This window comes from Anaerobium acetethylicum (genome assembly GCF_900096945.1).
GTDB lineage: Bacteria > Bacillota > Clostridia > Lachnospirales > Lachnospiraceae > Anaerobium > Anaerobium acetethylicum.
The window spans coordinates 45,387-60,516 of the sequence record NZ_FMKA01000002.1 but is presented as its reverse complement, the minus strand read 5'-3'; the positions used below and the strand labels follow the sequence as shown (position 1 = coordinate 60,516).

The window sequence follows — 15,130 nt, the reverse complement described above, 5'->3', positions numbered from 1 at the left end:
TTCAGGATGAACGGGCCTTAGCCCAGCTTTTTTATCATAATTTCAGGATGCATGGAATACATCACCGCATTCTCGCGGCTGATTTTCCCCTTTTTGTATAGGTCCATAATATATGCATCCATTGTTGTCATTCCTTGTGATGCACCTGAACATACTGCATTGTCGATCTGATGGCTTTTCCCTTCCTTTATCATATTCTGAATATCACCGTTGGTAAACATGATTTCAAAGGCCGGTTCCAGCCCCCCTCCCACTCCGGGGATAAGCTGTTGGGACACAACTGCTTCCAGAGTTATAGAAAGCTGGGTTCTGATCTGCTGCTGCTGATTTTCAGGAAACACATCAATGATCCTTTCAATCGTTTTTGCAGCCCCCAGGGTGTGCATTGTCGAAAGCACCAGCTGCCCCGTTTCCGCAGCCGTCAGGGCTGTCTGGATTGTTTCAAAATCTCTCATCTCACCAAGCAGCAGCACATTCGGAGCCTGCCTGAGTGCTGCCTTCAATGCCGTATTGTAGCTTTCCGTATCCTGGGATATCTCCCTCTGGCTTACGATACTCTTATTGTGGAGATGTATAAATTCTATGGGGTCCTCAATCGTTATAATATGGGCATTTCGCTCCCTGTTGATCTGATCTGTCATACATGCAAGCGTCGTGGATTTTCCGCTCCCGGCAGGGCCCGTGATCAGAACAAGCCCTTTCCTTCTCTGGCTAAGGTCCATAATCCCATCTGGTATCTGCATGGCCTCTGGATCAGGAAGTCCGAATGCGACGACCCGCAGGACTGCCGCCAGACTCCCTCTCTGCCTGTAGGCATTGCATCTGAACCTGCCCGTGCCTTTGAGGGAAAATGAAAAATCATCATCCCCAGTCTTCAGCAGGGTATCCATGCTCCTGTTGTTTTCAATCTTATAGATATCATGCAAAATTTCTTCGGCATCCGAAGCCCGGACTTTTTCATCCGAAAACGGCAGGACGATACCATTTATTTTCATTGAAACAGGACATCCCGGCACAACAAATATATCCGAACAGCCTTTTTCAATACCGCTCTTTAAAATTTCGATCACTTCCATGTATATTCTCCTTTCATTCCCATCCCGGATTTCGCCTTGCCTATCCGTATAAAACCCGTCATAGCTGAACCATTCGAACATGAAACGTTTATGAAGCAGGCTGTTCATCAGCCCTGTTGAAAATCCATTTCCTTTTTTTAAATATTTTCCCTTCATATAAAGTTTCTTCCATGCCATTATATGTCATAAGTATACTAAAATACAGTTTATAACGCAACTGTTATTGATTCTGCTACTGCCCTCTATGGATAGTAAGTTACTGGTCACAGAGTGATCAGCAACATTGTATTTTCACTACATATTCTGTATAATAGAAGTAACTGTAAACCCCTTATTCCACGGAATCATTTAGAACTATGAAGGACATAGCCCTGAATAGTTATCAATAGAAGACGCGCGTTATTGTTCATGGAGTGAATAGTAACATAAGCAGCTTCCGAATATCCGCTTCGAAAAACAGAAAGGTTATGGTATTCACAATGGATATTACATCACAAAAATCAGCCGAAGAGGCATCCGGACGTTATTGCGGGATACTGGCACATCCGACCTCCTTCCCTTCCCCATACGGAATCGGCGACCTTGGCAAAGGTGCCTTCGATTTTATCGACTTTTTAAAAAAATCAGGACAATCCTTATGGCAGCTGCTTCCGACAGGCCCCACCGGATTCGGGAACTCCCCTTACCAGCTGTTTTCCGCCTTTGCAGGACAGCCCCTGCTTATTAGTCCTGACCGCCTTCGGGAAAGCGACCTGCTGAAGAAGGACGACTTTCTGGATATTCCGTATTTCCCACGTGATTCCGTCGATTACGGAGCCGTCATAAAATTCAAAACAAAGCTGCTCCGAAAGGCATTCAGCAATTTTCAGAAAATGAATAATGCCGACCTCTGTGCAGAATATGATGTTTTCTGTGAAAAACACAGCTTCTGGCTTGAAGATTACACCCTGTTCATGGCCGCAAAGGAAGCCCATAACGGGATAGAATGGCTTTCCTGGGAAGACAGTCTTGCTCTGCTTTCCCCTTCCGGAAAGGCCGCATGGAAAGCAAAGCTGGCTTCTGAAACGGACTATCATGCATTTGTCCAGTTCATCTTCTACAAGCAGTGGTTCGAGCTGAAGGAATATGCAAATTCCAACGGAATCAGGATCATAGGCGACATACCTATATTTGCTGCCTTGGACAGCGCTGATGTCTGGGCATGCAGGGAGCTGTTCAATCTGGACAGCAAAGGCTTCCCTGTTTCAGTTGCCGGCGTTCCTCCTGATTATTTTTCCACTACAGGACAGCTTTGGGGAAATCCCCTCTACGACTGGGATTTCCACCGCAATGATTGCTACTCCTGGTGGATCTCAAGGGTCCGCCACCAGCTTGAACTATATGACTTCGTGAGAATCGATCATTTCAGAGGTTTTGAGGCTTACTGGTCAATCCCGTTTGGAAGCACTACTGCTGAAAACGGACATTGGGTGAAAGGTCCCGGCAAGGAACTTTTTCTCGCCTTGGAAAAGGAACTCGGCAGGAATCTTCCCATAATTGCGGAAGACCTGGGTGTCATTACTCCTGAAGTGGATGACCTCCGCGACTCGTTTCATTTTCCAGGAATGAAGGTTCTTCAGTTTGCATTCACTGACGGCAGAGACAATACGCTTATGCCTCATTATTTCAAGTCCAACTGCGTATGCTACACAGGAACCCATGATAACGACACCACCCTGGGATGGTACGGAGGACTGGACACCAGGACTCAGGACTGGGTCCGCAGGTATATGAACACAGGCGGAAGCCTTATAAACTGGGCATTTATCCGCACCGCACTCGGAAGCGTCGCCAAATATGCCATAATCCCGCTGCAGGATGTACTTTCCCTTGGCAGCGAGTCCAGAATGAATACCCCGGGAACCAGGGATGGAAACTGGGTATGGCGCTATTATCAAAAAGATCTGAGCGCTGAACTTGCTTCCCATATGAAACAGCTTACAGAACTGTATGGCAGACATCCAGAAACCTCTGTATGGCATGAACAAAGTGGCTTCGCCACTCTCAACTCCCGTGGCCCTCAATCTTGAGGGCGAAGACACTTTGTTGTGCGGAGGGCTGATTGACGGCAGTCAATCATATACCACAAGCCCGACTGCACATCCCCCGGAGGGTTTTTTGTCTCATAGGACGAACTTTCCTATGAGACAAAAAAACAGCTGAACAGCCATAAAAAAAACTAATTACAGGCAGGTACTAATATGATACGTTTTATAATATGCTCCGCTTTTATTGGGCTTTTCCTAATTTTAAGCATTCCGGTTTTCCTTGTCGAAATGATCCTCGGCAAATATAAACCTCATCTAAGAGACATAAGCTCTCTGAGGATCGTGCAGTTTGCCTTCAAAGTCACAATCCTCATCAGCGGCATCAGAATTACCGTTCTCGGAAAGGAGAACATACCAACAGACCGTGCTTCACTGTTCGTCGGCAACCACAACGGCTTTTTCGACATTGTAATACTTCACGCGTTTGCCCCTTCCCCTATGGGATTCGTTGCAAAGAAGGAAATGGAAAAAATCCCGCTTCTGCGCACATGGATGCGCAATATCCACTGCCTTTTCCTCGACCGTCAAAACCCCAAGGAAGGCCTGAAAATGATTCTGAAAGGCATTGAAGAGGTAAAAAACGGAATTTCTATCTGCATCTTTCCGGAAGGCACCCGGAGCAGGGATGGGAAAATGCTCCCATTCAAGGAAGGCAGCCTTAAAATAGCAGAAAAATCTGGCTGTCCTATCGTTCCTGTTGCACTGTGCAACACGGCCGCAGTATTCGAAAACCAGTTTCCAAAGCTCAGACCGGTTCATGTGATACTTGAGTATGGCACTCCTTTTACAGCAGAAGAACTTTCACCGGAAAACCGCAAGTTCATAGGCGCATACACACAGAACATCATCCAGCAGATGTATGATAAAAACAAGGTAAATATTCAGGACTAAATGAAAAGCCGTGTACCGCAGACTCAGTTTTAACACAGGTCTGCGGCACACGGCCTTTATTTATCTCCACAAAAAGTTCTTGATTCTATCTTGCTTCTATCCGGCTTCTATCTTGCTTCAGTTCCAAATTTATATATGGTTGTCGAAACCGCCTTTTCTCCAGCTTTAATAATTGGTGACTGAAAGTTCTCATGATGCATGGCGTCAGGGAAATACTGGGTTTCAAGACATACTGCATGCCTTTTTCCGTATATGGCCCCTTCCTTTACAAATTCCTTTTCGTTCAGAAAATTGCCCGTGTATACCTGGATGCCGGGACAGTCGGTAAACACTTCCATTGTCCTGCCGCTTGCCGGATCCCAGAGCATTGCCACCTTCTCGACCTTCCCATTGTTGTTCAGAACCCAGTTATGGTCGTATCCGTCCCCGAAAACAAGCTGTTCATAATCTGCTTCTATGTCCCTGCCAATTGGTTTTCTTTTCGTAAAATCCATAGGCGTTTCATATACGGATGCAATCTCTCCTGTCGGGATACTTGCACTGTTTACTACAGGTGTAAACGCTTCTGACGCAAGCCACAGCTCATGGGCACACACATCCCCGCTTTTATGGCCGCTCAGGTTGAAGTAGCTGTGATTGGTCATATTGAATACTGTATCTTTATCCGATACTCCTGAATAGGTTATCTTCAGTTCATTGCTGTTCGTAAGTGTAAAGGTTATTTCGACCTTCAGATTTCCCGGAAACCCCTGTTCTCCGTCAGGACTCCTGTATGAAAGCTTTAATGACGGTTCTTCTCCATCGAATATGGAAGCATCCCAGAGTTTCTTATTATATCCATCAGAGCTGCCGTGCAGATTGTTTTCCCCATCATTCTTTTCCAGCTGGAAGGTTATCCCATCAATGATCACCTCAGCATCCTTGATCCTGTTTGAATTTCTTCCAACGGTACTTCCAAGCCATGCCGGATTCACAAAATATCCTTCCAGCTGTCCATATCCCAGAACAACATCCTCAAAACGACCTTCCTCGTCAGGAACAAGAAGCGAAACCAGATTTGCTCCGTAATCCGTTATTTTTGCAGTCATTCCATTGCTGTTCTGAAGCGTATAAAGAGATGCCTGCTTCCCCTCAGGTGTTATTCCAAAATTTTCTTTCACAATATTCATCTTTTCTATTCCCCTATCATTCTTTTTTTATTGATTTGATAATCTGGTGCTGCAGTATGAGTGTCCTGCTCCAGAATTATTTCTGCATATGTGCCGTTAGCGTCCATGTCGAGCTGCTTTCTAATACGGTCCACAAAATTGATATCATATATCTTTTCAACCTGGTCTTTCCCAAGTGGTCTGCTGAACAGATACCCCTGTATGAAGTCGCATCCGCCTGCCTTCAGCTTTTCATACTGGCTCCATTCTTCAATGCCTTCCGCCGTTATGCCAAGATCCAGGCTATGGGCAAGGGCAATCAGGCTGTTAACGACCTTGGCATCCTTGAAGCCCAAAAACTTATCGCTCAGGGACTTATCAAGCTTTATCTTGTTTACCGGAATATAGGTAAGATAATTCAGAGAGGAAAATCCTGTTCCAAAATCATCCAGCGTAAGCCTGCAGCCCAGATTTCTTACTCCGTTGAAGAATCCCATGCTTTCTTCCGTATTTTCAAGAAGAATGCTTTCCGTTATTTCAATTTCCAGCATATCCGGATTGATGCCGGATTCACTCAATATCTGCGCAAGATATTCAAAAAATCCGTAATCCTTTACCTGCTTGCTTGAAACGTTGATAGCAACAGGCTTCGTTTCGAATCCCATACTATCCCAGGATGCGATCTGATTAACAGCCTCTTTTGCCACCCATCTTCCGATTTCAATGATCAGCCCGGTCTCCTCGGCAACAGGAATGAATTTATCCGGCGCAATATTGTACTCCTTCAGCCTTAGAAGCGCTTCAAAACCAGTTACATTTCCCGCTTTCACATCAACCTGGGGCTGATACACCAGCTGAAATCCATCATTTCTGAGTGCTTCCCTGAGAATGGTTTCTATCTGGGACCGGTATCTGAGCTCATCCTTCATTTCTGTGCTGTAGAACATATAATTGTTCTTACCTGAATGCTTTACGTTATACATGGCTGTATCTGCGTTCATGATCAGCTGCTCTATCTCATTTCCATCCTTTGGATAAATCGTGATTCCCATGCTGAAGTTAACATATTTATCGTTGCCGTCAAGATTGAACGGCTCCAGGAATATACTTTTAATTTCCTCTGCAAACTTCTGCAGCCTTTCTTCATCAGCCACACCGGAAATCATGATCAGAAATTCATCGCCTCCGAATCTTGATACAAACATCCTGTTGTCAGTCCTGTTAAAAAACCTTCCAGCAAGCTCCTTCAGCAGGCAGTCTCCATAATGGTGTCCCAGCGTGTCGTTGATCCCTTTGAAATTATCGATGTCCATCAGCATAACTGCGCCGCATCTTCCCGCTGAAAGCTCTGCGCTGAGCTTTTTCTTGAACTCTCTCCTGTTCGGAAGGCTTGTAAGATAATCATGGCGCGCAAGATATTCAATATAATCTTCCTGCCGCCTCAGCTTTGTCGTATCCAGAACGATTCCATTGATAAGCCTCAGCTCCCCACGACTGTCGAATACGCCGCGGCCTCTGACCAGTATCCATTTCGTATCCCGTCCGGGCACCTGAATGGGCAGCTGGATATTGATTTCATCTGTCAGTCCATCCTTGTATGTTCTGTATACTCTCTCCAGGTTTTCCCTGTCTCCATCCAAAAACAGCCGTTTTATAAGCTCCCGGATATTTTCCTCTTCCTGGATAGGCACATTGATGACGTTGCCGAAGGCCTCCGAAATACGTATGACCATGTGATTGATATCCAGTTCCCAGACCGCACTGTCGGTTCCGCCAATGGCAATCTCATATTTCTGGTTCAGGAACATGATCTCTTCCATTCTGTCCTGGATAATCTCATACTGCTCCCGCAGTTCTTCCTCTGATGCGAAAAGAGCCTCATATGTTTCTCCAAGCTGTTCGTTGCTCAGCTTCAGGGCTTTTTCCGCTGCTCTCCTCCTGATATTGTCGACACCAAGCATAATAAAAATAATGACCATCATCACCATAATACAGACAATCTGTATGATTGCCACTTCGTACTCCTCAAAGAAGCTTTCCGGCTTGTTTATGATCTCAGCATCCTCAGGAAGAAGCCGCTCATCTATATTGTACTTCAGCATAACCTCATAATCAAATACATATCTGTTCGGGCTCTCTGAAATGACCTCTATGGATTCTATCGGCGTTCCTGCAAACACGTCGATCACCATTTCTGCAACAATGGCCCCCGACTCCTGATAGGATATCATCCTTCCTCCCAGCAGGCCGTCGCCAATCCCTCCGAATGCCGGCTGGTACACCGGAACGCTGGTATAGTCCTTTATCATATCAAACTCTTTTTCCAGGCTCAGCGTTGCGCCTGTCCGATCTCTTCCCATGCTCATGAACAGAAGTATCGTATCCCTGCCTACGCTTTTCAGAACTTTTTTGAATTCGTCAAAGGTATACTCTGAAACATTCAGATCCAGGAACTCCAGTTCCGGATATTCTTCTTCAAAGCTGTAAAAGGCCTCCTTGTCACCCTTACCGGTAAGGGTGTTATCAATAATTGCCGCAACTTTCGTGGCTCTCGGATTGATTTTCATTGCAAGCTCAATATTGTCGCCCAGGGCACTTTCTTCCATGATTCCTGTCATATCGTATACATGATGGGCTATTTCCGCCCTGTCCAGATCATTGATTGCCAGAAAAAAAATATCCACGTTCCTGAACAGGTACCCATGGTAATTGCACACAAACTGCAGGGCATTGTCATCCCCTGCAATAATGGCATCATAAGGTTCCGTATTGAATAGCTTATAGTTCATTGACTGAAAGAACAGATACTGGTTCTTTCCAGTGTCAAATCTTTTTGTATCCATATATTCGATATCAAAATTGATATTGTAATTTTCAAAAACTGATTTCAGCCCTGCTATCTGTTCCGGTACAGCTACATTATTTTCCGTATAGGAGCTGATGAACAGCACATTCTTCTCTTCGCTTTCATCGAAGCTCTTAAGCTCTACAACCTCTTCTTTTTCAAGCCCGTTCACAAGAACAGGCGCCATGAAAATTATGAGGGTGCATACCAGCAGCAGCAATCCGGCTAAAGTCTTGTATATTCCAGGTCTGTTTATCATTTTATTTTTAAGCATCAAATGTTCCCGGCCCTTCCAATTCTGACCTTATTCTATTCTGAATACGCTGATTGTAGCCATTAGATCATTGGCCTGCTCTCCAAGCCTGATTGCAGCATCATTCAGCCCCTGGACAGATTTCAGCTGATCTTCAGCAGTTACGCCAAGCTCGTTGGCAGCTGCAGCTGTTTCTTCAGAAGTTGCAGAAATGCTTTCAATTGCATTCAGCGTATCGTCTTTTGCCTTTTCAATTTCTGAAATCCCCATCGAAATCCTGGTGAGGTTATCTGCAAGGCTTTCCACCTTCACATTGATTTCATCAAATGCACTGACTGTTGTAGAAAATGCCGCTTCCTGGGAAGCTACGATCTCTTCGGCCTGTTTGGCTGTCAGTACGGTTCTGTGGGTCTGATCCTGTATCTGTTCTATAATCTTTCCAATCTGATTTGCCGCAAACGAAGACTGTTCAGCCAGCTTTCTGATCTCTCCTGCTACAACTGCGAATCCTCTTCCTGCCGCTCCTGCTCTCGCTGCTTCTATGGAGGCATTCAGTGACAGAAGGTTCGTCTGAGATGCGATTTCATTTATTGTGCCAATGATTCCACTGATCGATCTGGTTTCCAAAGCAAGGCTTTCTATGTCCCTGATGATATTCTGCGTTATGTCTGATGTGTTTTTTGCTTTAATGCCCAGATCTCCCACAACCATAATCCCGTTCTTTACGATTTCTTTCGTATTTCCGGCTATCCTGTCGATTTCTTCAGTGTTTACGGAAACCGCATTAATCTGCTCTGAAAGTTCTGACATCTTCAGCAGACAATTTTCCGCATCCTGCGCCTGCTGGGTTACACCTTCTTCAATGTCACTCACTGCCTGTGATATGTTCTTCGTTGCCTGAAGCAGGATTTCCGATGTATCTGACAGCCCCATAGAAGAACTGTTTACTGTTTTGCTTACATTGGCCATTTTGTTGATCAGATTCTTCATTCCACTCAGCATGCTGTTGATGCTTTCGCCCAGAATTTTGAATTCATCCTTTCTATCCAGATGAAGCTCATCCGTCAGATCACCTGAAGCTGCTACCGTAAGCACCTGATTTGTCCTGTTTATGGTCACGCCGATTCCCGACGAAATAATGGTTCCTGTTGCGATTGCTATCAGGCTTGCTATGATTACGATTGCTATCGTGATATCCTTAACAGCACTTGCCTGTTCAAGTATCATGGCTTCTGGGATCAGGGTGCAGAGCATTGCATTTGAATTCTCAACCCTCGAATAGATGTACAGATACTGGCTTCCTTCATGCTCCACATATTCCGTCCCGGAGTCTTTTCCGCTTTCCAGCGACTTTTCATAGAATTTCTGCCCGGTGAAAACGGTTTTATCGCTTTCTTTTCCATACACAATCTCCCTGCCGTCAGGAGTCACAAAAGCGGCAATGCTTCCATCTCCGAAATCAGTTTCCTTAAATGCATCAGCCACAAAGCTCTTCTTGACATCTGTGACTATATATCCTGCCTCTCTGTTTGAAGCATCGAACAGGTACCTGATAAATGAAATGCTGTAACGGTCGATATTAGTAGCTCCTGTTTTACTGATATTCTCGTCAAGATAGGAATGGATTCCTATCCATGCAGTCTTTTCACCGGACTCCGCAAAAGCCTTTGCTTCATCCGACTGGAAAAATCCCTGGACAGCCTCCTGCCTGATTACTCCTGAAGAAGATATTCCATATCCTTCTTTGCCTAAAACATATATAAATTCAATATTTTTATCCGTTGTCGATATGCCCATCACAGCACTCTGGATTGCTGCTATCGCTGCATTCTTTTCCTGCTCCGTATTTATTCTGCCTCCATAATACTCCTTCATACTCGTATTTGAATTCAGTTCTGCTACCTTGGAAGATATGTTATCCAGGCCCAGATTAAAATATTTGCTCATCATTACCAGCGATGTCTCACTTGATTTTTCATAATTCGAGATGATTCCCGTCGATGCTTTGCTGTATGACACAACTCCCAGAACAATGATCAGAAGCACCGGTATCATGAACGCCCCTATAAGCTTCATCCGGATTCCTCTCAGCTTTGATGGCACAAGATTCTTTTCAACCAAAAATCCAATCATTCTGCCCATTCTCCAACTCCTTTTGCTGACCTCCCTGTCAGTCTGCATGCCTTTCAGCCCTTTGAATATTTGCGGCTTCTTCATCTTGCTGTCTCCTTTCTTCTGTCAATTCTGTTCCTGTTCACTCTTCGATCAGGAACCCAATTCTGTCTTGTGGAACATGCCTCAGTGCTCTTCCCTGATTTCTGAACAGTTACCAACATTCTTACCTTCAGGAAACGAAAGAATTCCAACACCCTGATGCAAAATAGATATAGTGATTATAACACAAAACGGGAATACAGTACACCTGCATTCCCGTTAAAACGAACAAAAAGCATATTATCCGATCATACTATTTCACAAAAAAAATACCACTACTTTTTTAAGATTTGCTTTGTTTTCTATGCACTCAATAAATCTTGTCCAAAACTGCCGATGAAGTCTTCTGGTTATTAATGTTGCTGACCTCGTAGCGTTTCTTGTAATATTCCATATAAAGCAGATCGATCAGATAAAGCTGGCTGATCTGGCCTGAAGTTGAACCGCCATCGAGAGGTCCTTCATTTGATCCGCACAGAATGGTAACATTCGAATGCGCCGCCAGCGGAGATTTTTCATGGCGCGTTATGCTCACTACTTTTGCCCCAACATTTTTAGCAAGCTTTGCCACATGAATCGTATCCTTTGTAGCACCTGAATAGGATATTACGACAGCGAGATCATTTTCCGTAAGCATCGAAGCCAGCATCGCCTGCATATGGGCATCGATTACGCAGTGGACTTTCGGGGTAATCCTCAAAAATTTATTTGTAGCTGCCAGGGCAGTTACCATACTTGTTCCGACACCAAAGAAATAAACGTGCTCAGCCTTTTCAAAATAGTACATGGCCCTTGCAATCTCCTCCGGCTTGAGAAGCGAAAACGTCTCATTGATTGCATTCAGATTATTCTGCAGCACCTTCTGAGACAGGACTCCAAAAGAATCGTCCAGGCTTATAGGAGTCATTCCTGTTTTGAGTTCAATATCCTCATCACTTGTATTGATACTCAGTGAAAGCTGCATCTTAAATTCCTGATATCCCTGCAGCTTCATCGTCCGACAGAAACGGAAAACGCTGGTATCCCCAACATTGCAGGCTTCTGCCAAATCTGAGATTGACATGAAGATTACCTGCTTCGGGTTTTTCAGAATATAATCTGCGACCTTCTTTTCAGCTTTTGTAAAATGTCCGTATGAAGCCTGTATACTTGATAAAAAATCGCCGTTTGCCATATTTACACCTCTTAATTATTTAATAGTCACCCTCAGTTGCTTTTCCGTCTTCTGCCGGACACCTCCAGGTTACAGTCTCAGGCTTTTCCGCCTATCGACTTTGCACAATGCACGGCACCAAAAAGGCCCGCCTTGTTCCCCAGTTCTGCCTGAACCAGTTTGACATTTTTAAAACTATCCATAATGTTATTGTAAATAACTTTGTTCAGCTTTTCAACAACATATTTTTGTGCTAATACTCCGCCCCCCAAAACAACACAGGATGGATTGAAAATATGGATCAGAGTGGTCAGGCCATATGAGATTTCATTGATCCAGTTGTCTACTATCATTTTCACTTCCGGTTCTTCTATCCGCTCGAAGATCTTCCTTCCGTTTGACAGTTCAACGTCGTATTCCCTGGCATTTCTCACGAGAGCAGTGGTGGATGCATATCGTTCGTAACAGCCGCTGAGAAGATCCCCTTCAATTCTTTTATCTGCATGAATCACCAGGCTTCCGAATTCACCTGCTGAAAAGCCGCTTCCCGTGTAAATCTTCCGATCAATTATGATTGCACCGCCAACGCCCGTTCCGTAGGTTGCACATAAGAAATCATTGTAATCGCGGCCCGCACCATAATGCGCCTCGCCAAGTGCGGCGGAATTCACGTCATTTTCTACAGCCGTCGGCACGCCGAACTCTTTTTCCATAATCTCTTTTATTTTCATTCCTGTATATCCGGGAATATTTTCATTTGCATAGGTAATCATTCCCCTGACAGGATCTACCTGCCCTGCCGTGCTGATGCCTATGCGTTCGAATCCTTCAAATTCCCTTATTATGCTGATTGCCTTTTCCATGACGAACTGACCGCCGCGTTTCGCATCGGTGTCATATTCCTTCAATCCTGAAAGTTCTCCATCTTCCCAGATTCCTGCCTTGATCGATGTTCCTCCAATATCGAGAGCCGCTATTTTCATTTGATTCCTCCTGACTATCGTGCCACTTTTACAACACATTTCTTTAAATTTCTATTGTCCAACGCTGCTATTCCCGGTTTGTGAGGCTCGCCCGCCATACATACGATAAATCTTCCCGGACCCATTGTACATACTGCTGAGCTTTCCGCTTTCACAAAACCGATATCTTTTCCTTCATCCACAGGTTCCAGAACCTCAATTTTACCGAGGCCGATTTCAATGATCTCTGTGCCTTCCAGGTCAATCTGTATATCCATATATTTATCATGGACTTCAAAACGCAGATTTTCCCTGTCTCCTGCACTGGCTTCCATTACATTGATAAATACGCTGCTGCCATCAATCTCTGTCCGTCCAAGAGGCAGCTTTGAAAGATCAGTGCCGGCTATAAAATCCGCCGCAACATCAAAATTTTTGGATATTCCCCTGTATTTCAGGATATTGCCGATTTCATCATATAACATATCTGCCACTTCCTTTTTCATTTATCTTTATTATATCAGAAAAAGGATGAAGATGGTATTACCTATACAAAACTAGGAATTTTCCACTTCATCCAACTTCTTCTATTCCTGTCTGCTCTGCATCAGCCTTTTACAGCACCCATAGTGATACCCTGAGTAAAGTATTTCTGGAATGCAATAAATACTGTAACAATCGGAACGGCTGCCAACGCCGCACCTGCCATAAGAACACCATAGTTGGTAGCAAATTCAGCCTGCAGTGTTGCGATACCAAGAGGTAGTGTTAATTTAGCCCTGGTGTTCAACATGATCAACTGCATGAAGTAGTCATTCCAAGCCGTGATAAAGGTGAAGATTGCCAGAGCCGCAATACCTGGTTTGATGATAGGTATTACAATATTAAAGAAAGTCTTCAGCTCGCCGCAGCCATCTATTTTTGCCGCTTCAAGAAGTTCTCCCGGAATCGTCTCGCTAAACTGCTTCATCAGGAAGATACCGAAAGGCCAGCCTACCGCAGGAAGGATAACAGCTGCCATTGTGTTATGGAATCCCAGGGCATTGATCATACGCACCAGAGGAACCAGGACTACCTGTTTTGGAAGAGCCATGGCAATGATGAACATGCTGAATATCAATGCCTGTCCGTAAAACCTTTTTTTAGCAAGCACATATCCGGCAAGGGCTGCTGTGAGACACACAAGAACCATTGTCGCAAGTGCTATGAACACACTGTTCCAAAGCCACTGAAGTGCAGGGTTTTTAAAAAGCGTCACGAAGCTTGTCAGCGTAGGATCCGTAGGGAACCACTGTGGTGGAAGCTGAACTGCTATTTTCTGATCTTTAAAGGCTCCCGTTACAATCCAGTAAAAAGGAAATACGAATATGAATGTTAATAAAAATAATAAGATAAGAGAAATAATATCTGCTACTGTCGTCTTTTTCTTTCTTGAGCTTAATGCATTTGTATCTTTCATTTTTCTGATCTCCTTCTCTTAATACTCTACGTCATTTCCTAAGAACTTAAACTGTAGGAAGCTGATAATGCCGATGATGACCGCCAATATGACACCCATTGAATTTGCATATCCAAATTGTCCTAATTTGAATGCTTTTTCATATACAAGGTACATGATCGTACTTGTTGAGTAGTTTGGTCCGCCAGATGTCAACAGCTGGATTAACGAGAAGCACTGGAAGGAATTGATTGTCGTAATAACGACGATATAAAGGGTTGTAGGCATTAAACCAGGCCATTTGATGTTTTTGAACACCTGCCATCTGTTTGCTCCATCAACTTCTGCCGCCTCTGTAAGGGACTGATCGATGTTACCGAGAGCTGCCACATAAAGGATAATAGGCTGGCCTACGGATGTTGTCAGGAGGATGATGATAATTGCCCAGATCGCAAATCTCTTGTCGCCCAGCCACATGATTGGTTCATTAATGATGTGTGCTGACTGTAAAAGATAGTTCAGGATACCATTGATTGGATCATAGATCCATTTCCACACTACGGTTACGGCTACAGTACCTGTTACAACCGGCAGATAGAACACGCAACGGAAAAAGGAACGGATTGCCGAATGCTTTTCATAGATTGTAAGGCCTACGAACAGGGCAAACAGTACAACGATTGGAACCGACCCAAGAACGATTACCAATGTATTGATTAATGACTTTTTGAAAATCGGATCGCTTACTAATCTGATGTAATTATCCACTCCGATAAAATCAAATTTTCTGATCGTGTAATTGAAAAGACTCGTATAAACCCCTGAAATCATTGGATAAACAACGAATATCACGAAAAATAATAATGCTGGAGCCAAGAATGCATATGACACCAATGTTTCTCTCATGCGTATCTTATATAGTTTTTGTTTATTCATAGCTACACCTTCCTAATATAATAGCGACATAGAGATAAGTATCTTCAAAAGATGTCCTTCAAAACTTTCTCCCCATACCTTTCAAAGGCTGGGGAGAAGATTAGATTGCTATTATTTCCTATATCTC

11 protein-coding genes are annotated in these 15,130 nt (G+C 44.1%); 2 read left to right on the top strand and 9 right to left on the bottom strand.

From position 1 onward, the window contains the following. Nucleotides 1-17: 17 nt before the first annotated feature. Entirely contained in the window at nt 18-1,076 is a 1,059-nt protein-coding gene (locus BJR36_RS03275) for a type IV pilus twitching motility protein PilT (protein ID WP_091230541.1), read from the bottom strand. A 479-nt stretch (nt 1,077-1,555) separates the two neighbouring features. Here BJR36_RS03275 and malQ point away from each other — a divergent pair, with 479 nt between their 5' ends. Together malQ and BJR36_RS03265 are read left to right on the top strand one after the other, a co-directional pair. Beyond that, entirely contained in the window at nt 1,556-3,145 is a 1,590-nt protein-coding gene (gene malQ / locus BJR36_RS03270) for a 4-alpha-glucanotransferase (protein ID WP_242875441.1), read from the top strand. Between the two features lie 171 nt (nt 3,146-3,316). After that, nucleotides 3,317-4,054 (top strand): lysophospholipid acyltransferase family protein, encoded by a 738-nt coding sequence (locus BJR36_RS03265; RefSeq protein ID WP_091230079.1) that lies wholly within the window; start codon nt 3,317-3,319, stop codon nt 4,052-4,054. Nucleotides 4,055-4,161: 107 nt separating this feature from the next. Here the strand turns inward: BJR36_RS03265 and BJR36_RS03260 are convergent, their stop codons facing one another. The 8 genes from BJR36_RS03260 to BJR36_RS03225 all read right to left on the bottom strand — a co-directional run bounded on the left by BJR36_RS03260 (nt 4,162) and on the right by BJR36_RS03225 (nt 15,003). After that, nucleotides 4,162-5,223 carry an aldose epimerase family protein gene (locus BJR36_RS03260; protein WP_091230076.1) on the bottom strand — a complete coding sequence of 354 codons (1,062 nt, stop codon included), beginning with the start codon at nt 5,221-5,223 and terminating at the stop codon, nt 4,162-4,164. Nucleotides 5,224-5,228: 5 nt separating this feature from the next. Then, nucleotides 5,229-8,306 carry a bifunctional diguanylate cyclase/phosphodiesterase gene (locus tag BJR36_RS03255; protein ID WP_169823576.1) on the bottom strand — a complete coding sequence of 1,026 codons (3,078 nt, stop codon included), beginning with the start codon at nt 8,304-8,306 and terminating at the stop codon, nt 5,229-5,231. A 45-nt stretch (nt 8,307-8,351) separates the two neighbouring features. Next, a complete protein-coding gene (locus BJR36_RS03250; RefSeq protein ID WP_091230072.1) occupies nt 8,352-10,517 on the bottom strand; it encodes a methyl-accepting chemotaxis protein in 2,166 nt (721 codons plus the stop codon). A gap of 307 nt (nt 10,518-10,824) precedes the next feature. Next, nucleotides 10,825-11,688, bottom strand: a complete 864-nt coding sequence (locus tag BJR36_RS03245) for a MurR/RpiR family transcriptional regulator (RefSeq protein ID WP_091230070.1) — start codon at nt 11,686-11,688, stop codon at nt 10,825-10,827. 77 nt (nt 11,689-11,765) lie between these two features. Next, nucleotides 11,766-12,650 carry an ROK family protein gene (locus tag BJR36_RS03240; protein ID WP_091230067.1) on the bottom strand — a complete coding sequence of 295 codons (885 nt, stop codon included), beginning with the start codon at nt 12,648-12,650 and terminating at the stop codon, nt 11,766-11,768. A 14-nt stretch (nt 12,651-12,664) separates the two neighbouring features. After that, a complete protein-coding gene (locus BJR36_RS03235; RefSeq protein WP_242875440.1) occupies nt 12,665-13,135 on the bottom strand; it encodes a NanQ anomerase/TabA/YiaL family protein in 471 nt (156 codons plus the stop codon). A 101-nt stretch (nt 13,136-13,236) separates the two neighbouring features. Then, complete coding sequence (locus tag BJR36_RS03230) at nt 13,237-14,088, bottom strand: carbohydrate ABC transporter permease (protein WP_091230061.1); 852 nt, start codon at nt 14,086-14,088, stop codon at nt 13,237-13,239. 18 nt (nt 14,089-14,106) lie between these two features. Continuing rightward, nucleotides 14,107-15,003 carry a carbohydrate ABC transporter permease gene (locus BJR36_RS03225; protein WP_091230059.1) on the bottom strand — a complete coding sequence of 299 codons (897 nt, stop codon included), beginning with the start codon at nt 15,001-15,003 and terminating at the stop codon, nt 14,107-14,109. Between the last annotated feature and the right edge of the window lie 127 nt (nt 15,004-15,130).